The organism is Pseudonocardia benzenivorans CB1190 (genome assembly GCF_000196675.2).
Taxonomy (GTDB): Bacteria; Actinomycetota; Actinomycetes; order Mycobacteriales; family Pseudonocardiaceae; genus Pseudonocardia; species Pseudonocardia benzenivorans.
In genome coordinates, this window is the sequence record NC_015312.1 from 5,000,502 (window position 1) to 5,020,358 (window position 19,857).

Genomic DNA, 19,857 nt, shown 5'->3' on the forward strand with positions numbered 1-19,857 from the left:
GAGCCACTACCGAGGACCGGCGGATTCGTCCTGGGCGCGATGACGCGGTGCGTGGCTGCTGCGCGGGTGCGCAGGGTGTTGAGTTGTCGGAGTGGCTCACCGAGTCGCTCGGTGGTGCCGCGCCGCCCGGGACCGTTCGGGCCCCGGGCGGCGGTGGGTCAGCGGCGCAGGCCCAGGCGCTCGATGAGCGACCGGTACCGCGACACGTCGACCGACGCCAGGTACTTCAGCAGCCGGCGGCGGCGGCCGACCATGAGCAGCAGCCCCCGCCGCGAGTGGTGGTCGTGCTTGTGCTGCTTGAGGTGCTCGGTCAGGTCGCTGATCCGCTTGGTCAGCAGCGCGACCTGCGCCTCGGGCGAGCCGGTGTCGCCCTCGTGGACGCCGTAGGCGTCCAGGATGGTCTTCTTCTGTGCGGCGTCGAGAGCCACGGGTGGTACTCCTCGGTGTTCTGTGCCGTGCGGGTGCTCGCTCGGCCGGTGCGGCCGGCGGCGGAAGCTCCGGGTCGGCCGCCACGGACCGCAGCCGTACCCGACGTGTCAGGCTACCAGTGCGTACCGTGCGGCCGCGTTCGGCCCGGTGCCGCCCGCCTGGCCGCGCCCGCGCCGCGGTCTCCGGCGACGGGCCTGGTCAGCGGCCGTGCACGGCGGCGCAGCGCAGCACGTCGGCCACCTCGGGGAAGGCACCGTCGAGCACCGCGGCGGCCGCGACGAGGCGCGCCGGGCCACTGACCGCCCGCAGCGCGGCGGCGGCCGCGTGCCGGGCCCCCGCGGGCTCGGCCGCGGCACCGGGGACCGGCGCGACGGGTGCACCCGGGGCGGTCGCGCCGGACACGTCGGCCGGACCGGCGGGCCCGGGCCGCGGGTCGAACGCGGCCACCGGCCGGCGACCGGGGCGCAGCCGGTGCACCGTCGCACCCCGCCCCGCCGACGCCGGGACCTGGTGCGGCACCGCCGCCGCGGCGTCGTCCGGCGACCGGACCGGCAGCAGGTCCGGGCCCGGCGTCCAGCCCGGGCGAGCGGCGCGGACCCGTCCGAGCAGGGCCTCGACCTCCTCGGCCGGCGGCGGCGTGCCGGGACCGGCGGGGACGGCGGCGTCGAGCGCCATCAGCCGGGCGAGGACGGCGGGGTCGCCGATCTTGACCCGGCGACCGCTGACGAGCTGGCTGAGCATCGCCGGGCTCAGCCCGAGCGTGCGGGCCAGCCTGCCCTGCGTGATGTCCAGGCCTGCGGTGATCCGGCGGACCCGCTCGCCCACCGGCGCGCCGTAGAGCTCACGCTGGCGGTCGCGGGCGGCGCCGATGCGTTCGGCGTCGGCTCGATCGTCGGTCATGGCCGAATGCTGACAGTGCGGGCCGCGGCGCGTGGGCCGTTCGGAGCAATTCACCGCCGAGCCGTTCACTCCCGTGCCGTCCACCCCCGGGCCACGTCAGCGCGAGAGCAGCTCCCGGGTCTGCTCGACGTCGCGGCCCATCTGCTCGACCAGTGCCTCGATGCTGTCGAACTTCTCCATGCCGCGCAGCCGGTGCACGAACTCGACGGAGACCTCGTGGCCGTAGAAGTCCTCCTCGACGTCGAGGACGTACGCCTCGACGGTCCGCTCCCGGCCGGAGAACGTCGGGTTGGTGCCGACGGAGATCGCGGCGGGCAGCGCGCGTCCCGCGTGCAGGAACCGGCCCGCGTACACGCCGTCGGCCGGCAGCGCGGTGTAGGGCGGCGCCGCGACGTTCGCGGTCGGGTAGCCCAGGTCGCGTCCCCGCTGGTCGCCGTGCACGACGACGCCGTCGATCCGGTGCGGCCTGCCGAGCACGGCGGCCGCGGTCTCGACGTCGCCCGCGTCGATGCATGCGCGCACGAACGTCGACGACAGGGTGACGTCGGCCTCGCTGACCAGGCCGTAGCCCTCGACGGAGAAGCCGAAGCGGCGGCCGAGCTCGGCCAGCATCGTGACGTCGCCCTCGGCCCTGTAACCGAAGGTGAAGTTGTCCCCGACGACGACGACCGCGGCGTGCAGGCGGTCGACCAGGATGTCGTGGACGAACTCCGCCGGCGTGCGCCGCGACAGCTCCGCGGTGAAGGGCAGCACGCAGAACGCGTCGACACCGAGGTCGGCGACCAGCTCGGAGCGGCGCGCGAGGCTGGTGAGCCGCGCGGGATGGCTGCCGGGCCGCACGAGCTCGGCCGGGTGCGGGTCGAAGGTGACCAGCACCGTCGGCAGCCCGAGGCCGCGGCCCAGGTCGACGGCACGGCCGATCAACTTCTGGTGGCCCCGGTGGACGCCGTCGAAGATGCCGATCGTCACGACACTGCGGCCCCAGCCCGTCGGCACCGCCTCCAGTCCCCGCCAGCGCTGCACGGGCCGAAGCCTACGGACCCGCCGTCGCGGCCCCGCTCCCGGCCGGGGCGAGCACCACGACGGGCCGTGCCGAACCGTCCCGGTCGGCGACCAGGCCGACCGCGTGACCGTCGGGCGCGAAGACCCCGTACGTGCCGGTCAGCCCGGCCGGCGGCAGCGGGCGGCCGTGCGAGAGGTCGGCCGCGGCGGCCTCGTCGACGTCGCGACGCGGGAACGCGACGGCGACGGCGTCGTCGAGCCCCAGTGACAGCCCCGGATCGGCCTCGAGGTCCTCGAGGGTCCTGGCGTGTTCGAGCGTGAACGGCCCGACCCTGGTGCGGCGCAACGCCGTCAGGTGCCCGCCGACCCCGAGCCCGGCGCCGAGGTCGCGGGCCAGCGCCCGGACGTAGGTCCCTGACGAGCACGACACCGTGACGTCCAGGTCCGTGACGCCGGGGCCGCGGCGCAAGGCGTCGAGGGTGAACTCCGAGACGGTGACCGGGCGGGCGGGCAGCACGACGTCCTCGCCCGCACGGACCCGGGCGTAGGCGCGCCTGCCGTCGACCTTGATGGCGCTCACCGAGCTGGGGCGCTGCTCGATCGCGCCGGTCAGCGCGGCCATCCCGGCCCGCACGGCGGCCTCGTCGACGGCCGCGGCGTCGGCACCCCCCGTGGGCTCGCCCTCGGCGTCGTCGGTGGTGGTCGCGACCCCCAGGCGGATGGTGGCCGTGTAGGCCTTGGTGTCGAGCGCCAGGTGACCGAGCAGCTTGGTGCCCCGGTCGACGCCGCACACCAGGACGCCGGTGGCCATCGGGTCGAGCGTGCCGGCGTGGCCGACCTTGCGGGTGCGCAGGATGCGGCGCAGCCGGGCCACCACGTCGTGGGAGGTGAACCCCGCGGGCTTGTCGACGATCACGAGTCCGGGCACGGGACGCGATCCTCCCCTGTCGGGCTCGACGGCTCGACCGGTACCCCACCCCGCGGACCGTGCGGACGGCCCGCGGACGGCCCAGCTCGGCGCGCGACGACGCCACGTGCGCCTCCAGGGTCCGGGCCGTTCCGGGCCTCGTCGAGCGGCGCGGCCCGGCCGACGACGGCACCCTCCCGCCGAGCCGGCGCCGCGAGCCGGCCCGCCAGCAGCAGGGACGTCGCGCACCAGATGTCGAGCGCAACCCCACGGTCCTCCCGGGCGCGGATTCGAGCAGTGAGGTTGCGCCCGGCGGATCCCGGGGCAGCGCGGCGGCTGCTCGGATGGCTGCCGCCGGGAGCGCTGCGCTCAGGGGCGGACCGCCCCCGCGACGGCCCAGCGTCCCGAGCGCGTCCGGAGCGTGACGGCGGCGAGGCGGCCGAGCATGAACAGGCTCAGTCCCGTCCAGATTCCCGCGAGCCCCCACCCGAACGCCAGCGACAGCCAGATCATCGGCAGGAAGCCGACGGCGGCCGACAGCAGTGTCGTCGTCCGCAGGTAGGCCGCGTCGCCCGCGCCGAGCAGCACCCCGTCGAGCGCGAAGACCAGGCCGCCGACGGGTTGCAGCGCCGCGAAGAACCACCAGGCCACCGGCACGACGGCGAGCACCGCGGCGTCCTGGGTGAACACGCCGGGCAGCACGAAGTACAGGGCCGCGAAGGCGATCCCGCACAGCAGGCCGATCACCGTGCCGTAGCGCGCGATCTGTCCGGCGACGGCGCGTGCCCGGCCCACTCCCCCGGCCCCGAGCGCGGACCCGACGAGCGCCTGCGCGGCGATCGCCACGGCGTCGAGCGTGAGCGACTGGAACGTCCACAGCTGCAGCACGATCTGGTGCGCGGCGACCGACGGCGCACCGAACCGGGCCGCGACGGCCGTCGCCGACAGGAAGCACGCCTGGAACGACAGGCTGCGCAGCACGAGGTCGCGCCCGAGGCCGAGCTGGGCGCGGATGAGCCGCAGGTGGGGCCGCAGCGACACCGGGTCGTCGCCGGGCGCGGCGGACCGTTCGCGCAGCAGTGCGACCAGGAACAGGACCGCGACGACGACCTGCGCCCCGACGTTGGCGACGGCCGAGCCCTCGAGCCCCCAGCCGTCCCAGCCGCCGATGCCGTGCACCAGCACCGGGCAGGCCAGGGCCGAGAGACCGTTCCCGGCCAGCACGTAGCGCATCGGTCGAACGGTGTCGTGCACGCCGCGCATCCAGCCGTTGCCGGCGAGCGTCACCAGCACCAGCGGCGCCCCGAACAGCGCGATCCGCAGCCACGACACCGCGGCGTCGGCGATCTCGCCGGACCCGCCGAGCGCGCCGGCGACCCACGGCGCCACGACCTGCCCGACGGCGAGCACCACGAGCCCGACGGCCAGCGCAAGCCACGTCGCCTGCACGCCCTCGCCGACCGCCGCCGAGCGCCTGCCGGCACCGTGCAACCGGGCGGCCCGCGCCGTCGTGCCGTAGGACAGGAACGTGAGCTGGCTCGTGACCTGCGCGAACATCACACCGGCGACGGCCAGCCCGGCCAGCGGGAGCGCGCCCAGCCTGCCCACGACGGCCGTGTCGACGAGCACGTACAGCGGCTCGGCGGCCAGCACCGGCAACGCCGGCAGCGCGAGCCGGGCCACCTCGCGTGCCGGGACCGGCCCCTCGGCGGCGTTCGTCCTGGAGCTCGTCATACCGCCGCGGGCCTGCGACACACGTACGCGAACGCGGGCGGCAGGTTGCGCCAGACCGTCCGAGTCGCCATCACCTCGTCGAACATCTCCCGCAGCGTGTCACGGAACCGCCGGGCGGCCGGCATCGGGAGGGCGTGCACGTAGCCGAACGAGGCGAACACGCCGTGGGGGCCGAGGGCCGCCCCGACCTGGGTCAGCACGGACTGCTGCGTCTGCACGTCGAACAGCGCCCACGGCAGACCGCTGACGATCGCGTCGACGTGCGCCACGCCACGCTCGACGAGCAGCGCGGCCAGGTCGGCGACGTCGGCCTCGACCACCTCGAGCCCGGGACGGGTGCGGCGCAGGTAGCGCGCCATCACCGGGTCGAGCTCCACGGCGAGGTGCCGCGCCCCCGCCGGGAGCCGGGCGTCGATCGCGGCGGACACCGACCCGGTGCCCGGCCCCAGTTCGACGACGACGGGCGCACCCGCCCTCGGCACGACCGCGGCGAGGAGCGCCGCGAGCTGCGCGGAGCTCGGCGTGACGGCCCCGATCTGCCCCGGGTTGCGCAGCGCCGCGGACAGGAACTGCCAGCGCGCCGTGTCGGTCGCGCGCGCGACGTCGAACTGCCGCGCCGGGCGCGCCACGGGAGCGTCTCCGGGATCGGGTTCCACCCAGCCTCCTCGTCGTCGCCGCTCCCGCTCGCCGGTCAGCGGCCGAGCACGGCTTTCAGCCGGTCGAGCACCTCGGCGGGCTCGCCGTCGAGCGTGACCCCGGCGGCGCGCGGGTGCCCGCCCCCGCCGAGCGCGACGGCCGCGGCGGCGACGTCGACGGTGCGCGAGCGCATCGACAGCGACCAGCGCCGGGGTCCGACCTGCTTGGCGACGACGGCGACGTCGGCCTCCGAGGCGGTGCGCAGCAGATCGACGACGCCGTCGACCTCCTCGACGCGGAACCGCTCCATCAGCGCGACCGGCACGACGGCCGAGACGAGCCCGTGCCCGCCCGCCGCGTCCGGGTCGAGACGGGCGTCGTGGAGCACGTCGGCGAGCGCACCCAGCCAGGAGAACGGGTGGTCGTCGCTGATCGGCCGCAGCACGGCCTCCACGTCGACCCCGGCCTCCAGCAGCTGGGCAGCCATCCGGTGCGCCGCCGGTCCGGCCCGGCGGAACCCGCTGGTGTCGGTGACCAGCCCGGCGTACAGGCAGGCGCCGACGGTCGCGTCGATCGTCGCGCCCATCGCGGTGAGCACGCGGTGCACGAGCACGGCGGTCGCCTCCGCCGACGGGTCGAGCACCTGCACGTCGCCGAACCCGGGGTTCGACGCGTGGTGGTCGATCAGCAGCGACGCCCGCGCCGCGGCCAGCCTGTCGGCGAGCGACCCCAGCCGTTCGACGGCCGCCGTGTCGCACATGACGAGCAGGTCGGGGGCGGCGGGCACCTCGTCGGGTGGGACGAGCAGGCCGAGGGCGTCGAGCGGGCGCAGCGACTCGGGGGCGCCGGCGGGCGACCCGAACGACACCCGCACCTGCGCCCCGCGGCGCGCCAGCACCGTGCCGAGCGCGAGCGCGCTGCCCAGTGCGTCGGCGTCGGGCTGGACGTGGGCGAGCAGCGTGACGTCGCGTGCGCTGCCGAGCAGTTCGGCCGCGGCTGCCACCGCGGTGGCGACATCGGTTTCCGGACTATCGGTCGCCGCCGACATCAGGCCTCGTCGTCGTCGGCGCGCGGAGCCCGGTACGGGTCCGCGTCGCCGGCGGGTTTCGCGCCGGCCGCGAGCCGCGCCACCTCGGCGTCGGACGCCCGGGTCCGGGCGAGCAGCTCCTCCATCCGACGGGCCTCGTCGGGCACCTCGTCGGGGACGAAGGCCAGGCTCGGCGTGTGCCGGATGCCGGTCTGCTGGCCGACCATCGTGCGCAGCACGCCCGTGGCGCTGGCCAGCGCGGCGGCGGCACCCGCGGTGTCGGGTTCCTCGTCGACGGTGCGCCCCAGGACGGTGTAGTAGACCGTGGCCTCGCGCAGGTCGCCCGTCACGCGGGCGTCGGTGATCGTCACCATGGCCAGGCGCGGGTCCTTGACCTCGTGCTCCAGTGCGTCGGCGACGATCTGGGAGATGCGCTTGGCGAGCCGCCGCGCGCGGGCCTGGTCGACCATCTCCGGTCTCCTCATGTCGTGCCGCGCGCGGCAAGCGCGCGACCTACTGCATTGATGCTCAGTCGTCCTCGGGCCCGATGATGCGTGTCCGGGCCGAGAGCAGTTCGATCTCCGGTCGGGAGGCGACGTGCCGCTCGCAACGGTCGAGCACCTCGACGACGTGGCTGTGGTCGGCGCCGACGCACGCGACACCGACCAGCGCCCGCCGGTGCAGGTCCTGGTCCCCGGCCTCGGCGACGGCGACCTCGAACCTGCGGCGCAGCTCGGCGATGATCGGCCGCACGACCGACCTCTTCTGCTTGAGGGAGTGGACGTCCCCGAGCAGGACGTCGAGCTCCAGTGCTCCGACGTACATCGGTGCGACCCGCACCGGCGGCGACCCACTCGGAGCCGCCGCCGGTGCACCGGGTCAGTCCCTCGGCTTCTCGCGCATCTCGAAGGTCTCGACGATGTCGCCGACCTTGATGTCGCTGTAGTTGCCGAGCGTGAAGCCGCACTCGAAGCCCTCGCGGACCTCGACCACGTCGTCCTTGAACCGCCGCAGCGAGCTGATCGGCAGGTTCTCGGCGATGACGACGTTGTCGCGCAGCAGGCGGCCGCGGGCGTTGCGCCGGATCTCGCCGGACAGGACGAGCGAACCGGCGATGGTGCCGAACCGGGAGGACTTGAAGACCTCGCGGACCTCGGCGCGGCCCAGCTCGACCTCCTCGAACTCCGGCTTGAGCATGCCCTTGAGCGCGGCCTCGATCTCCTCGATGGCCTGGTAGATCACGGTGTAGTACCGGATCTCCACGCCCTCGCGGTTGGCCAGCTCGGTCGCCTTGCCCTCGGCCCGGACGTTGAAGCCCAGGACGATGACGTTGTCGGCGATGGCGAGGTTGATGTCGCCCTCGGTGATGCCACCGACGCCGCGGTGGATGACGCGGAGCTCGACCTCGTCGCCCACCTCGATCTTCATGAGCGCGTCCTCGAGGGCCTCGACGGTACCCGAGTTGTCGCCCTTGATGATCAGATTGAGCTGGCTGGTCTCCTTCAGCGCGGCGTCGAGGTCCTCGAGGCTGACGCGCTTGCGGCGGCTGGCGAGCTCGGCGTTGCGCTCGCGGGCGCGACGCCGGTCGGCGATCTGGCGTGCCACCCGGTCCTCGTCGACGACGAGGAACGTGTCGCCCGCACCCGGCACCGACGTCAGGCCGATGACCTGCACCGGACGCGAGGGGTAGGCCTCCTCGACGTCCTCGCCGTACTCGTCGACCATCCGCCGGACGCGCCCGGAGGCGTCGCCCGCGACGATCGAGTCGCCGACCCGCAGCGTGCCGCGCTGGACCAGCACCGTCGCGACGGGACCACGGCCACGGTCGAGGTGACCCTCGATCGTGACGCCCTGCGCGTCCATGTTCGGGTTGGCGCGCAGGTCCAGTGCGGCGTCCGCCGTGAGCAGGATCGCCTCGAGCAGCTGATCGATGTTGATGTTCTGCCGCGCCGAGATGTCGACGAACATCGTGTCGCCGCCGTACTCCTCGGCGACCAGGCCGTACTCGGTGAGCTGCTGGCGGATCTTGGCGGGGTTGGCCCCCTCCTTGTCGATCTTGTTCACCGCGACCACGATCGGCACGTCGGCCGCCTGGGCGTGGTTGATCGCCTCCACCGTCTGCGGCATCACGCCGTCGTCGGCCGCGACCACGATGACCGCGATGTCCGTCGACTTCGCACCACGGGCACGCATGGCGGTGAACGCCTCGTGACCCGGGGTGTCGATGAAGGTGATGAGCCGCTCGTTGCCGTCGAGCTCCGTGGCCACCTGGTAGGCACCGATGTGCTGGGTGATGCCGCCGGCCTCGGTCTCGATGACGTTGGTCTTGCGGATCGTGTCGAGCAGTCGGGTCTTACCGTGGTCGACGTGGCCCATGACGGTCACGACCGGCGGGCGGACCTCCAGGTCGTCCTCGCCGCCCTCGTCCTCGCCGTAGGAGATCGAGAAGCTGTCGAGCAGCTCGCGGTCCTCCTCCTCCGGGCTGACGACCTGCACCACGTAGTTCATCTCGGTGCCGAGCAGCTCGAGCACCTCGTCGGACACCGACTGGGTCGCGGTGACCATCTCGCCCAGGTGGAACAGCACCTGGACCAGCGACGCCGGGTTGGCGTTGATCTTGTCGGCGAAGTCGGTCAGCGACGCGCCGCGCGGCAGCCGGATCGTCTCGCCCGAGCCCTTGGGCAGGCGGACGCCGCCCACCGTCGGGGCCTGCATCGAGTCGAACTCCTGGCGCTTCTGCCGCTTCGACTTGCGGCCCTTGCGGGCCGGGCCGCCGGGACGACCGAACGCACCCGCGGCACCGCCGCGGCCACGCGCACCGCCGCCACCACCACCGGGGCGACCGCGGAAGCCACCACCGGCCGGGGCGCCACCGCCACCGCCGCCGGGACCGCCGCCACCGGGACGGAAGCCGCCGCCACCGGGACGACCGCCGCCGCCACCGCCGGGACGACCACCCGGGCCACCCGGACGACCGCCGGGGCCGCCACGACCACCCGCACCGGGACGCGGCGCGGCGGGACGGGCGGGCATCATGCCGGGGTTCGGACGCGGCGGCATGTTGCCGGGCGACGGCGGGCGGGGCCCACCACGACCGGCCTCACCACCGGGCCGCGGGCCGGGCCGGGGACCACCCTGGCCAGGACCGCCCGGACGGCCGCCGCCGCCCTGGCCGGGAGCCGAACCGCCACCCTGCTGCGGGGGCGGGCCGGGACGCGGCGCGGCAGGGCGCGGCGGGGCGCCGGAGCCGACGCCGAACGGGTTGTTGCCGACGCGCGGGGTACGCGGACCGGGCTTGGGCGCCTGGGGGCGCGGCGGGACCGTCGCACCCTCGGCCGCCGCGGCAGCGGGCTGCTGCGGGGCGGGTGCCTCCTGACGGCGCGGGCCGGGACGCGGCCCGCCCGACTGTCCGGCACCGGGCTGCGCCGGAGCGGGCTGCGCCGGAGCGGGCTGCGCCGGAGCGGGCTGCGCCGGACGCGAGGGGGCCTCGGCCGGCGCGGACTCGGCCGCCGGCTGCTGGCGCTGCGGCGGACCCGGACGCGGACCCGGACGCGGGCCGGGCGCGGAAGGACGCGAGGGGGCCTCGGCCGGGGTGGCCGGGGCCGACGCCGCGGGGACGGCCGGCTCGGTGGCCGGGCGCGGGCCGGGCGGACCGGGGCGCGGACCGGGGCCACCGGGACGCGGACCGGGGGTGGGCGCGCCGCCGGACTGGGCCGGGGACGAGCCGGGACGGGGACGTCCGCCACCGCCGGGGCCGCCGCGGCGGCCGCCGTTGCCGTTGGCGCCGCCCGCGACGGACTCGCGCAGCTTGCGCGCCACCGGGGCTTCGACCGTCGACGACGGGGACTTCACGTACTCGCCCAGGTCCTGCAACTTGCTGAGGACCTGTTTGCTGCTGAGTCCGAGCTCCTTGGCGAGCTCGTGCACGCGGGCCTTGCCTGCCACTGCACTCCTCTAATTCCGGAGGCCGGGCGGCAGGACCCGCTCGACCTCGAACCTAGTGTCGAAGCACGTTCATGGTGCGATCTTCACGACTGGCTCATGACGGGTCGACCTTGCTTCCTGGTGTGTCGGGCGCAGGTGTCTCCCGCGCCCCTCGGGACTGAAGGTGGGACCGCACCGCGCTGACGTCCAGCGGCCCCGGCACACGCAGTGCGCGCGGGAACGCCGAGCGACGCTCGGCACGGTCGAGGCACTCCGGGTCGAGGTGCAGCCAGGCCCCTCGGCCCGGAAGCCGCCGCCGGGGGTCAGGGGTGAGAACCCCGTCGACCACGGCGACACGCAACAGACCGCAGGCCGCCACCCTGGTCCGGCACCCGACGCAGGTCCGCACCGGCCCGGACGCGGTGCGAGCACCGGTTCCGGCGGACGGACGATCGGGAGACGGCCCGTGGCAGCGAGCCGGATCCGAGTGTAGCGCGTCGCCGATCAGCCGACCGACTCCGTACCCGTCGCCCCGGCGATCTCCGCGGCGGGCTCGGCGGCCGCGTTGCGCGGGTCGGAGTCGCTGCGGATGTCGATGCGCCACCCGGTCAGACGGGCCGCGAGCCGCGCGTTCTGGCCTTCCTTGCCGATGGCCAGCGACAGCTGGAAGTCCGGTACGACGACCCGCGCCGTGCGGGTCTTGGCGTCGATCACCGTGACGGACACCACCTTCGACGGCGACAACGCGTTGCCCACGAACGTGGCCGGATCGTCGGACCAGTCGATGATGTCGATCTTCTCGCCGGCCAGCTCGCTCATGACGCCGCGCACGCGCGCGCCCATCGGGCCGATGCACGCGCCCTTGGGGTTGACGCCCGGGACCGTGGACCGGACGGCGATCTTCGTCCGGTGCCCCGCCTCGCGGGCGACGGCGACGATCTCCACCGACCCGTCGACTAGCTCGGGCACCTCCAGCGCGAACAGCTTGCGCACGAGGTTGGGGTGCGTGCGGCTCAACGTGATCTGGGTGCCGCGCGGCCCGCGGCTGACCCCCAGGACGTAGCAGCGCAGCCGGTCGCCGTGCTGGTAGCGCTCACCGGGCACCTGCTCGGTCTGCGGCAGCACGCCCTCGGCCTGCGACCCCGACAGCGAGACCACGACCACGCCACGGGCGTTCGCCCGCGAGTCGGCCTGCACCTCGCCGGTGATGATCTCGCCCTCCTTGGCGGAGAACTCGCCGAAGGTGCGCTCGTGCTCGGCGTCGCGCAGCCGCTGGACGATGACCTGGCGGGCCGTCGTGGCCGCGACCCGGCCGAAGCCCTCGGGGGTGTCGTCCCACTCGCGCGCGACCTGGCCGTCGTCGCCCAGCTCCTGGGCCAGCACGCGGACCAGCCCGGTCTTGCGGTCGATGTCGATGCGCGCGTGCGGCTCGTGGCCGTCGGTGTGCTTGTAGGCCGTGAGCAGCGCCGTCTCGATGGCCTCGAGGACCATGTCGAAGGGGATGTCCTTGTCGCGCTCGATCGCGCGCAGGGCGGCGATGTCGACGTTCATACCTCGTCCTCCGTCCGCTCCACACGCCCGCCGAGCTTCTCGATCTCGGCCTCCGGGGCCTGTTTGAACTCCACCTGCACCAGCGCCTTCGCCACGTCGGCATAGGCCACCGACCGGACCGACCCGTCGACGAGGACGTCGACCGCGTCCTCGCCCGCACGTCCGATGCGACCGGCCAGCTTGCCACCCTCGACCAGGGTGACCTCGACCAGCCGCAGGTACGCCCGCCGCCAGTGCCGCGGCTGGGTGAGCGGCCGGTCGATGCCCGGAGACGTCACCTCGAGCGTGTAGGACCCGCCGATGAGGTGCTCGTGCTGGTCGAGCTCGGCGGACGCGGCCCGGCTGAGCCGGGCGATGTCGTCGAGGTTGACCCCCGCCGCCTCGTCGGCCGAGTCGACGACGACCTTCACCGTGTGCCGACGGCCGGTCGCCCGCACGTCGAGCTCGTCGAGCTCGAACCCGGCGCCGGCGACGATCGGTTCCAGCACGTCCTGCAACTGCCGGCCGAGCTGGTCGGGGGTGGGCATTGGGGACAACTCCTGACGTACGCGGGACAGAGGCCGGCGGGTCGCACACGGCCGTCGCGGGCCGGCGCCCGGTCGCCGTGCCGCCGGGTGGCCGCCAAGGGTATCGCGAGGGGTGCCGGGGGCGGCCTGGCAGGATGGCCCGCCGTGAGACCCCGCGGCCTGGTATCCCAGCCCCTCCCGGCCGGACCGCTGCGGCTGTCGCGGCGGCGCGTGCTCGCCCTGGCCGCGCTCGCGCCCGCCGCGGGTGCCGGGCTCGCGGCCTGCACCCCGGGCAGCGGCTCCGACGGCCCGGACCCGCTGATCGCGCTGGCCCGGCAGGCCCGCGACGACGTCGACCTGATCACCGCGACCGTCACGGCGGCGCCCGCGCTGGGCGACCGGCTGACCCCGGCGAGGACCGCCCGCGCCGACCACGCCGCGGCGCTGGAGGCCGAGGTCGCCCGCGTCGCGGGCGGCACCCCGGCGTCGGCGGCACCGGCGACGTCGGCACCCGCGAACCCCGCCACGCCGGCGACGACCAAGGCCGTCACCGACGCGCTGCGGGCGTCGGCCGAAGCCGCGGCGAAGCTCGTCCCGACGATGGAGGCCGCGCGCGTCGGGCTGGTCGCCGGTGTCGTCGCGTGCTGCGCCACGTACGCGGAGGTCCTCTCGTGAGCGGCGACGACTCCGGCACCCGCAAGACCATCGACCAGTCCTCGATCGACGCCCTGCAGGACGTGCTCGCCACCGAGCACGCGGCGCTGTGGGTGTACTCGCTGGTCGTCGCCTTCCTGCCGACGGACCTCGCCGCCCGGGCCCGCGCCGACTCCGAGGCGCACCGCAAGCTGCGCGGGCTGATCGAGCAGACCCTCAGCGACGTCGGCGCCCGGCCGGTGTCGGCGCTGCCGTCCTACTCCCCGCCGACCCCGGTGACCGACTCGCGGTCGGCGTCCGCGCTTGCCGTCGTGGCCGAGACCGACGCGTCGGCGCGGTGGCGCTCGCTGCTGGAGCGCACCGTCGACCTGCCGTTGCGCGGGGCGGCGCTCGCCGCGCTGCTGGAGTGCACCGGGCGCTGCGCGCAGTGGCGCTCGTCCGCCGGCATGACGCCGGTCGTCCCGACGTTCCCGGGCCGCACCCCGTAGCGTCCGCGTCCGGCCGCCGCGCCGCTCAGGTGAGGGCGTCGATCGCCCGATCGAGGTCGTCCCCGGTGTTGTAGAGGTGGAACGCCAGCCGCGCACCCCCCGCGCGAGCGGCCGCGCGCACCCCGGCCGCGGTGAGCCGGTCGATCGCGTCCGGCGCCGCGACACTGACGATCGCCGAGCCGGCGGGCGGCATCCCCAGCGCCGCGCGCAGCGCGTCGGCCAGCCCGGCGCAGTGGGCGTGCACGGCGGCGACGTCGAGGCCCGCGAGCCACGGCAACACCTCGGCCGCGCCGACCTGGCACGTCCACGCCGGGGAGGTGTCGAACCGGCGGGCGTCGGCCGCGAGCAGGGGCGGCAGCCCGTAGATGCCGCCCCACGGCTGCTCGCTCGCGTACCAGCCCGCGAGGTGCGGCACCGCCTCCGCCGCGTCGCTGCCGGGCCGAACGGCCATCCATGCGGTGCCGCGCGGGCTCAGCAGCCACTTGTACCCGCCGCCGACCACGACGTCCGCCCAGCCCAGGGACAGCGGCAGCCAGCCCGCGGCCTGCGTGACGTCGAGGACGACCCGGGTGCCGTGCCGCTGCCGGACCGCCCGCAGTCCGTCGAGGTCGGCGATCCGGCCGTCGCCGGACTGCACGACGCTGACGGCCACGACGTCCGCGTCGGCCGCCCGCTCCACGAGCCGGTCCGGTTCCACCTCGGTCACACGCACCCCGCGGCCCTGCTGGACCGCGAACGGGAACGAGACGCTGGTGAACTCCCCGCGCGCCACGACGACCGACGCCCCGTCGGGCACGGCGGCCGCGATCGGGCCGAGCAGGACCGAGACCGCCGGCCCGATCGCGACCTGCGCGGGCGCCACCCCGACGAGCGCGGCGAACGCGGCCCGGGCCGTCGCCACGGGGGCGTCGAACTCCGGTGGCGAGTAGCCACCGCTCCCCCAGCGCCGCACCGACTCCAGCACCGCCTCGGTGACCCGCACCGGCGGGACGCCGACGCTCGCGGTGTTGAGGTACCCGTCCGGGACGTCGAAGGTCTCGCCGAAGGCCGTGCGCACGGGGCCGACGCTACCGGCGCGGGCCGTAGGGTCGGCCGCGTGCACAGCGAACTGATCGAGATCCGCACCGGAACGTCGGAGACCGTGCGTGACCTGACCTCCGAGATCGACGCGTTCCTGCGCGCGAGCGGCGCCGACGCGGGACTGCTCAACGTGTGGGTGCCGCACGCGACCGCGGGGGTGGCCGTCATCGAGACCGGCGCGGGGAGCGACGACGACCTGCTCACCGCGCTGCGCGAGCTGCTGCCGGCCGACGACCGCTGGCGGCACCGGCACGGCTCCCACGGGCACGGGCGCGACCACGTGCTGCCGGCCATCGTCGCCCCGTCGATGTCCGTGCCGGTCCTCGCGGGCCGCCCGGCGCTCGGGACCTGGCAGTCGGTGTGCCTCGTCGACACCAACGTCGACAACCCGGTCCGGACGGTGCGGCTGTCCTTCCTGCCCGGCTGATCTCAGACGACGACCGGGAGGCTCGCGGTGAAGCCGGACGTGACGTCGCCGGTCACCGTGGCGAGCTGGCGGTCCCAGCCGTCGCGGAAGACCATGTCCGAGGCCAGGGAGACCTGCGCGAGCGTGCGGACGCTCGCCGCGTACCCGTCGGTCGCGTAGACGGCCTCGCACGTCTCCTTCGGCAAGGCGAGCTGGGTGGTGCGCACGGCGTTGCCCGACGACGTCGCGTCGGCGAGCGAGCGGTAGACCTCGAAGTGGACGTGCGGCCAACGGCCCTGGTAGCAGGCCGGGAAGATGCTGGTGAACGAGACCTTGCCGGCAGGGTCGGCGGCCTGGACGCCGCGCAGGTAGTTCTCACCGGTCGCCCCGCGGGAGTAGAGGGAGTAGCGGCCCTCCCGGTCGCAGTGCCACACGTAGACGGCCGCACCGGGCAGCGCAGCGCCCGCGGTGTCGGTCAGCGTCAGCTCGATCCGCAGCGGCACGCCCTGTGCCGTCGTGGTCGAGGAGCCGAAGCTCGACCGGATGTCGCTGCGGACGATGCCGGCGTCGTCGAGGACGTTCGGGCCGTTGGATCCGTCGGCCGGGTAGGGACCGCCGGTCTCGGCCGGGATCGCGCCGGCCCCGGCCGCCGCCGACGCACCGCTCGACAACCCGGTGCTCGACGACCCGGTGCTCGACGACCCGGCCGGGCCGGACGTGCACGCCGCTGCCAGGGTCGCGGCGGCACCGCCCGCGAGCAGCCCCAGCAGCCGGCGACGGCCGAGGAGCCGGGGCAGGTCGCGGGAGATACCGCCGAAGTCGTCGTGGTCGGACATGGAAGTGCTCCTCGCGGACGTGGTGGGCGGTGCGTCACCACTGTCCCGAATGCACCCCGGTGCCGGCTGGGAACGACCTGTGAGCCGGCTGTGCTCACGGTCAGCTGCGGACGACTCCCACCAGGTGCGCGACCGCGCCGTCGAGGGCGATCTCCTCGCGCTCGCCGCTGCGCCGGTCCTTGACCTCGATCTTGCCGTCGGCCAGACCCCGGCCGACGACGACGATCGTCGGCACCCCGACGAGCTCGGCGTCGGCGAACTTCACCCCGGGCGAGGCCTTGCGGTCGTCGAGGAGCACCGAGAGACCGGCTGCCTCGAGCTCCGCCGCGAGCTTCTCGCCGCCCGCGGTGATCTCCTCGTTCTTGCCGGCGACGACGACGTGCACGTCGTAGGGCGAGACGGCCCGCGGCCACACGAGCCCGGACTCGTCGTGGCTCTGCTCGGCGATGACGGCCACCAGCCGGGAGACGCCGATCCCGTACGAGCCCATCGTGATGCGGACGGGCTTGGAGTCGGGGCCGAGCGCGTCGAGCCCGAACGCGTTCGTGTACTTGCGGCCGAGCTGGAAGATGTGGCCGATCTCGATGCCGCGCGCGGACTCGAGCGTGCCCCTGCCGTCGGGCGAGGGGTCGCCGTCGCGGACCTCGGCGGCCTCGATCGTGCCGTCGGGGGTGAAGTCGCGGCCCACGACCAGGTCGACGACGTGGTGGTCGTGCTTGTCGGCGCCCGTGACCCACGCCGTGCCCGTGACGATGCGGGGGTCGACGAGGTAGCGCACCCCGTTGGCCGCCAGCGCGCCCGGCCCGATGTAGCCCTTGACGAGGAACGAGCTGGCGGCGAAGTCCTTGTCCTCCAGCAGCGCCACCTCGGCGGGCGCGAGCGAGGCCTCCAGGCGCTTCATGTCGACCTCGCGGTCGCCCGGAACGCCGACGCCGAGCAGCTCCCACTCGTCGGACCCCGGCTGCCGCAGCTTGACCATCACGTTCTTGAGGGTGTCGGCCGCGGTGAACTCACGGCCGAGCCCCGCGCCGTTGAGGAACGCGACGAGCGACTCGATCGTCGGGGTGTCCGGGGTGTGGTGCACCTGCGCGGCGGGCTTGTCGTCGACAGGCTGTGCCGGCGGTGCGGGGGTCACGACGGCCTCGACGTTGGCCGCGTATCCCGACTCCGACCGCACGTAGGTGTCCTCGCCGGTCTCGGCCTCGGCGAGGAACTCCTCCGACGCCGAGCCCCCCATCGCACCCGACGTCGCCGAGACGATGACGTAGCGCAGCGACAACCGGTCGAACACCTTGACGTAGGCCTTGCGGTGCAGGGCGTAGGACTCGGAGAGCCCCTCGTCGGACAGGTCGAACGAGTAGGAGTCCTTCATGAGGAACTCCCGGCCGCGCAGGATGCCCGCCCGCGGCCGCTCCTCGTCGCGGTACTTGTTCTGGATCTGGTACAGGATGACCGGATAGTCCTTGTACGACGAGTACTCGCCCTTCACCGCGAGCGTGAAGAGCTCCTCGTGCGTGGGGCCCAGCAGGTAGTCGTTGCCCTTGCGGTCCTTGAGCCGGAACAGGTTCGGGCCGTACTCGGTCCACCTGTTCGTCGACTCGTAGGGGTCGCGCGGGAGCAGCGCGGGGAACTGGATCTCCTGGGCGCCGATGGCGTCCATCTCCTCGCGCACGATCTCCTCGATCCTGCGCAGCACGCGCAGGCCGAGCGGCAGCCAGGAGTAGACGCCCGGCGCGACGCGGCGGACGTAGCCGGCGCGGACGAGCAGCTTGTGGCTCGGCACCTCCGCGTCGGCCGGGTCCTCGCGGAGGGTGCGGAGGAACAGCGACGACATCCGGGTCAACACGCGCGCAAGGGTAGCGACGCCCCCGCGACGACGTCGCCCCGGTTCCGGGTCGCCGACCGACCGGGCGCCGCCGCGGCCAATCGGCTCGGACCCGGTCTCGAAACTCGGTGTGTCGCTGGGTGGACCAACGGCCCGCCCCTTGCTCCGTCCCGCCCGCCTGTGGGCCCGTCTCGACGGACCGCGAGGTCCGTCGGAGAGACTGGGGGCCAGTGCCCGCCCTCTCGATCTGGAGCCGTTGATGCCGCAGGGGACCGTCCGTTGGTTCGACGCCGACCGGGGTTTCGGCTTCCTCGCGCCCGAGGACGGCTCGCCGGACGTGTTCGTGCACGCCTCCGAGATCGTCGGGGGCGGCGGCGCGAAAGCGCTCCGCGAGGGTCAGGCCGTCGTGTTCGAGATCGGCGAGAACGACCGCGGGCCCCAGGCCCTGGGCGTTCGCGTCACCGCCGATGCGGCCACCGGTAGCGCCGTGGGCGTGCTCGGCACCGTCAACTGGTACGAGCCGGGCAAGGGGTACGGCTTCGCGTCGCCGGACGGCGGCGGCGCCGACATCTTCGTGCACAGCTCCGCCATCGTGACCGGCGGCGTGGTCACCGAGGGGCAGCGGGTGGCCTTCCTGATCGTCGACGGCGAGCGCGGCCCGCAGGCCGGGCACGTGATCCCGCTGGGAGCGGGGGCCGGCTCACCCGCTGCGGCCGGCAGCGCGGACGGTGCCGACGGCACGGTGGCCTGGTACGACGAGGACAGGGGCTTCGGCTTCATCGACCCCGACTCCGGTGCCGGGGACGTCTTCGTTCACGCCCGGGCCCTGGCCGAGGGGCTGACGTGGCTCGCGGAGGGCGACCGCGTCGCCTACGAGGTGGCCAGTGGGGAGAAGGGCCCGCAGGCCCGCGACGTGCACCTGGTCCGGGGCGCCGAGCCCCGGACGGCGCCGCAGCGGTCGGCACCTGCCGCGGCCGCAGGGCCGGCGGCGCGGGACGCGCCCGTACGAGGCGGCGAGGGCGTCGTCGCGCGCTACGACGAAGACCGCGGCTTCGGCTTCATCACCCCGGACGCAGGCGGCGACGATCTCTTCGCCCACGTGTCCGTGATCATGGGGTCGGAGCCGCTGCAGAAGGGTGACCGGGTCCGGTACGCGGTGCGTCAGAGCGACCGGGGCCCGCAGGCCGACCGCGTCGAACGCCTCTGACGAGGCGGCCCCGCCGATGGCCGATCACGTCCCGACGAGAGTGCTCGTCTCCCGGTGCAGGCCGGCGTGAGTAGGGCCGGCGTGGTGCGTTCTGAGTCTTGGGACCAGGTCTCAGTACCGGTTGAGCTCGGCGTCGGACGCGAGGGCGGCGTCGATGACCTTCGCCGGGACATTCACCGTCGGGTGCTGGCTGCGCACGATCGTGCCCGCCGACGGCACTGCCGTGCGCGCCGGCCACGTCGCGGTGTCCCACACCGCCGAGCGGGCCACGGCCTTGCTGCAGTGCAGGAACAGCTCCTCGACCGTGACCTCCACCGCGAGCGCCGGCGTCGAGCCCTGCACCGTCAGCCGCGGCAGCCAGTCGGCCTCGGCGACGATGCGGGCCCGGCCGTTGACCCGGATGACGTCACCGATGCCCGGGATCAGGAACAGCATCCCGACCTGCGGGTTGGTCAGGATGTTGCGCATGCTGTCGAGCCGGTGGTTGCCCTTGCGGTCGCCGAAGACGAGGGTCCGCTCGTCGAGCACGACGACGCTGCCGGGCGGGTCCCCGCGGGGAGAGACGTCGACGGTGCCGTCGGCCGCCGAGGTCGCCAGGAGGAAGAGCGGGCTGGCGGCGATGAACCGGCCCGACTCCTCGTCGACGTGGTCGATCGCCTTGTCGGCGATGGCGGCGGGCGGCTCGGAGACCACCTCGCGCAGTTCGGCCTCGGTCCCGATCACCCTCATGCGGGTGAGGATAGCC

At 74.7% G+C, this 19,857-nt stretch carries 21 protein-coding genes; 4 read left to right on the top strand and 17 right to left on the bottom strand.

The annotated features are described in order from the left end of the window. Positions 1 to 158: 158 nt before the first annotated feature. The 13 genes from rpsO to rimP form a co-directional block, all read right to left on the bottom strand. Complete coding sequence (gene rpsO, locus PSED_RS23445) at positions 159 to 428, bottom strand: 30S ribosomal protein S15 (protein ID WP_013676724.1); 270 nt, start codon at positions 426 to 428, stop codon at positions 159 to 161. Positions 429 to 627: 199 nt separating this feature from the next. Beyond that, positions 628 to 1,329, bottom strand: a complete 702-nt coding sequence (locus PSED_RS23450) for a helix-turn-helix domain-containing protein (protein WP_013676725.1) — start codon at positions 1,327 to 1,329, stop codon at positions 628 to 630. A 96-nt stretch (positions 1,330 to 1,425) separates the two neighbouring features. Continuing rightward, on the bottom strand, positions 1,426 to 2,352 hold the full coding sequence (locus PSED_RS23455) for a bifunctional riboflavin kinase/FAD synthetase (RefSeq protein WP_013676726.1): 927 nt from the start codon (positions 2,350 to 2,352) through the stop codon (positions 1,426 to 1,428). A 10-nt stretch (positions 2,353 to 2,362) separates the two neighbouring features. Then, on the bottom strand, positions 2,363 to 3,259 hold the full coding sequence (truB, locus tag PSED_RS23460) for a tRNA pseudouridine(55) synthase TruB (protein WP_013676727.1): 897 nt from the start codon (positions 3,257 to 3,259) through the stop codon (positions 2,363 to 2,365). Positions 3,260 to 3,607: 348 nt separating this feature from the next. Next, positions 3,608 to 4,972 carry an MATE family efflux transporter gene (locus PSED_RS23465; RefSeq protein ID WP_013676728.1) on the bottom strand — a complete coding sequence of 455 codons (1,365 nt, stop codon included), beginning with the start codon at positions 4,970 to 4,972 and terminating at the stop codon, positions 3,608 to 3,610. Beyond that, a complete protein-coding gene (locus PSED_RS23470) occupies positions 4,969 to 5,628 on the bottom strand; it encodes a class I SAM-dependent methyltransferase (protein WP_013676729.1) in 660 nt (219 codons plus the stop codon). The genes PSED_RS23465 and PSED_RS23470 overlap by 4 nt, the downstream gene beginning before the upstream one ends. A 35-nt stretch (positions 5,629 to 5,663) precedes the next feature. Beyond that, positions 5,664 to 6,656 carry a DHH family phosphoesterase gene (locus PSED_RS23475; protein WP_013676730.1) on the bottom strand — a complete coding sequence of 331 codons (993 nt, stop codon included), beginning with the start codon at positions 6,654 to 6,656 and terminating at the stop codon, positions 5,664 to 5,666. After that, positions 6,656 to 7,105 carry a 30S ribosome-binding factor RbfA gene (rbfA, locus tag PSED_RS23480; RefSeq protein WP_013676731.1) on the bottom strand — a complete coding sequence of 150 codons (450 nt, stop codon included), beginning with the start codon at positions 7,103 to 7,105 and terminating at the stop codon, positions 6,656 to 6,658. Before rbfA ends, PSED_RS23475 begins: the two co-directional genes overlap by 1 nt. A 58-nt stretch (positions 7,106 to 7,163) precedes the next feature. Continuing rightward, positions 7,164 to 7,460 (bottom strand): DUF503 domain-containing protein, encoded by a 297-nt coding sequence (locus PSED_RS23485; RefSeq protein ID WP_013676732.1) that lies wholly within the window; start codon positions 7,458 to 7,460, stop codon positions 7,164 to 7,166. A 54-nt stretch (positions 7,461 to 7,514) separates the two neighbouring features. Further along, complete coding sequence (gene infB / locus PSED_RS23490) at positions 7,515 to 10,580, bottom strand: translation initiation factor IF-2 (RefSeq protein ID WP_041759977.1); 3,066 nt, start codon at positions 10,578 to 10,580, stop codon at positions 7,515 to 7,517. Between the two features lie 94 nt (positions 10,581 to 10,674). Next, positions 10,675 to 11,163, bottom strand: coding sequence for a YlxR family protein (locus PSED_RS35560; RefSeq protein WP_325051364.1), 489 nt, complete (start codon positions 11,161 to 11,163; stop codon positions 10,675 to 10,677). Next, positions 11,064 to 12,110: a transcription termination factor NusA gene (nusA, locus tag PSED_RS23500; RefSeq protein WP_013676734.1), complete on the bottom strand. Its 1,047-nt coding sequence runs from the start codon at positions 12,108 to 12,110 to the stop codon at positions 11,064 to 11,066. Before nusA ends, PSED_RS35560 begins: the two co-directional genes overlap by 100 nt. Next, positions 12,107 to 12,637 (bottom strand): ribosome maturation factor RimP, encoded by a 531-nt coding sequence (gene rimP, locus PSED_RS23505; protein ID WP_013676735.1) that lies wholly within the window; start codon positions 12,635 to 12,637, stop codon positions 12,107 to 12,109. Before rimP ends, nusA begins: the two co-directional genes overlap by 4 nt. 144 nt (positions 12,638 to 12,781) lie before the next feature. On the opposite strand from rimP, the gene PSED_RS23510 reads away from it, so the two are divergent. Together PSED_RS23510 and PSED_RS23515 are read left to right on the top strand one after the other, a co-directional pair. After that, positions 12,782 to 13,291, top strand: coding sequence for a hypothetical protein (locus tag PSED_RS23510; protein ID WP_013676736.1), 510 nt, complete (start codon positions 12,782 to 12,784; stop codon positions 13,289 to 13,291). Continuing rightward, entirely contained in the window at positions 13,288 to 13,758 is a 471-nt protein-coding gene (locus PSED_RS23515) for a ferritin-like domain-containing protein (RefSeq protein WP_013676737.1), read from the top strand. Before PSED_RS23510 ends, PSED_RS23515 begins: the two co-directional genes overlap by 4 nt. A gap of 25 nt (positions 13,759 to 13,783) precedes the next feature. On the opposite strand, the gene PSED_RS23520 is transcribed toward PSED_RS23515, so the two are convergent. Further along, entirely contained in the window at positions 13,784 to 14,815 is a 1,032-nt protein-coding gene (locus PSED_RS23520) for an aminotransferase class V-fold PLP-dependent enzyme (protein WP_013676738.1), read from the bottom strand. A 39-nt stretch (positions 14,816 to 14,854) separates the two neighbouring features. Between PSED_RS23520 and PSED_RS23525 the strand changes: the two genes are divergently transcribed. Next, positions 14,855 to 15,265 (top strand): secondary thiamine-phosphate synthase enzyme YjbQ, encoded by a 411-nt coding sequence (locus PSED_RS23525; protein WP_013676739.1) that lies wholly within the window; start codon positions 14,855 to 14,857, stop codon positions 15,263 to 15,265. A gap of 2 nt (positions 15,266 to 15,267) precedes the next feature. Here PSED_RS23525 and PSED_RS23530 read toward each other — a convergent pair whose 3' ends face one another. Together PSED_RS23530 and PSED_RS23535 are read right to left on the bottom strand one after the other, a co-directional pair. Further along, positions 15,268 to 16,080: an intradiol ring-cleavage dioxygenase gene (locus PSED_RS23530; protein ID WP_013676740.1), complete on the bottom strand. Its 813-nt coding sequence runs from the start codon at positions 16,078 to 16,080 to the stop codon at positions 15,268 to 15,270. Positions 16,081 to 16,180: 100 nt separating this feature from the next. Then, positions 16,181 to 17,926, bottom strand: a complete 1,746-nt coding sequence (locus PSED_RS23535; RefSeq protein WP_041759978.1) for a proline--tRNA ligase — start codon at positions 17,924 to 17,926, stop codon at positions 16,181 to 16,183. 238 nt (positions 17,927 to 18,164) lie between these two features. Here PSED_RS23535 and PSED_RS35730 point away from each other — a divergent pair, with 238 nt between their 5' ends. Further along, positions 18,165 to 19,112, top strand: a complete 948-nt coding sequence (locus PSED_RS35730) for a cold-shock protein (RefSeq protein WP_013676742.1) — start codon at positions 18,165 to 18,167, stop codon at positions 19,110 to 19,112. 111 nt (positions 19,113 to 19,223) lie between these two features. Here PSED_RS35730 and PSED_RS23560 read toward each other — a convergent pair whose 3' ends face one another. Further along, complete coding sequence (locus tag PSED_RS23560; RefSeq protein ID WP_013676743.1) at positions 19,224 to 19,841, bottom strand: MSMEG_1061 family FMN-dependent PPOX-type flavoprotein; 618 nt, start codon at positions 19,839 to 19,841, stop codon at positions 19,224 to 19,226. Positions 19,842 to 19,857 lie beyond the last annotated feature (16 nt).

What these genes read in the sequence shown, in the direction of transcription:
- rimP (WP_013676735.1), bottom strand. Translation starts at nt 12,637, where the DNA reads ATGCCCACCCCCGACCAGCTCGGCCGGCAGTTGCAGGACGTGCTGGAA.
- PSED_RS23530 (WP_013676740.1), bottom strand. Translation starts at nt 16,080, where the DNA reads ATGTCCGACCACGACGACTTCGGCGGTATCTCCCGCGACCTGCCCCGG.
- rbfA (WP_013676731.1), bottom strand. Translation starts at nt 7,105, where the DNA reads ATGGTCGACCAGGCCCGCGCGCGGCGGCTCGCCAAGCGCATCTCCCAG.
- PSED_RS23465 (WP_013676728.1), bottom strand. Translation starts at nt 4,972, where the DNA reads ATGACGAGCTCCAGGACGAACGCCGCCGAGGGGCCGGTCCCGGCACGC.
- PSED_RS35730 (WP_013676742.1), top strand. Translation starts at nt 18,165, where the DNA reads ATGCCGCAGGGGACCGTCCGTTGGTTCGACGCCGACCGGGGTTTCGGC.
- PSED_RS23475 (WP_013676730.1), bottom strand. Translation starts at nt 6,656, where the DNA reads ATGTCGGCGGCGACCGATAGTCCGGAAACCGATGTCGCCACCGCGGTG.
- nusA (WP_013676734.1), bottom strand. Translation starts at nt 12,110, where the DNA reads ATGAACGTCGACATCGCCGCCCTGCGCGCGATCGAGCGCGACAAGGAC.
- PSED_RS23450 (WP_013676725.1), bottom strand. Translation starts at nt 1,329, where the DNA reads ATGACCGACGATCGAGCCGACGCCGAACGCATCGGCGCCGCCCGCGAC.
- PSED_RS23485 (WP_013676732.1), bottom strand. Translation starts at nt 7,460, where the DNA reads ATGTACGTCGGAGCACTGGAGCTCGACGTCCTGCTCGGGGACGTCCAC.
- PSED_RS23560 (WP_013676743.1), bottom strand. Translation starts at nt 19,841, where the DNA reads ATGAGGGTGATCGGGACCGAGGCCGAACTGCGCGAGGTGGTCTCCGAG.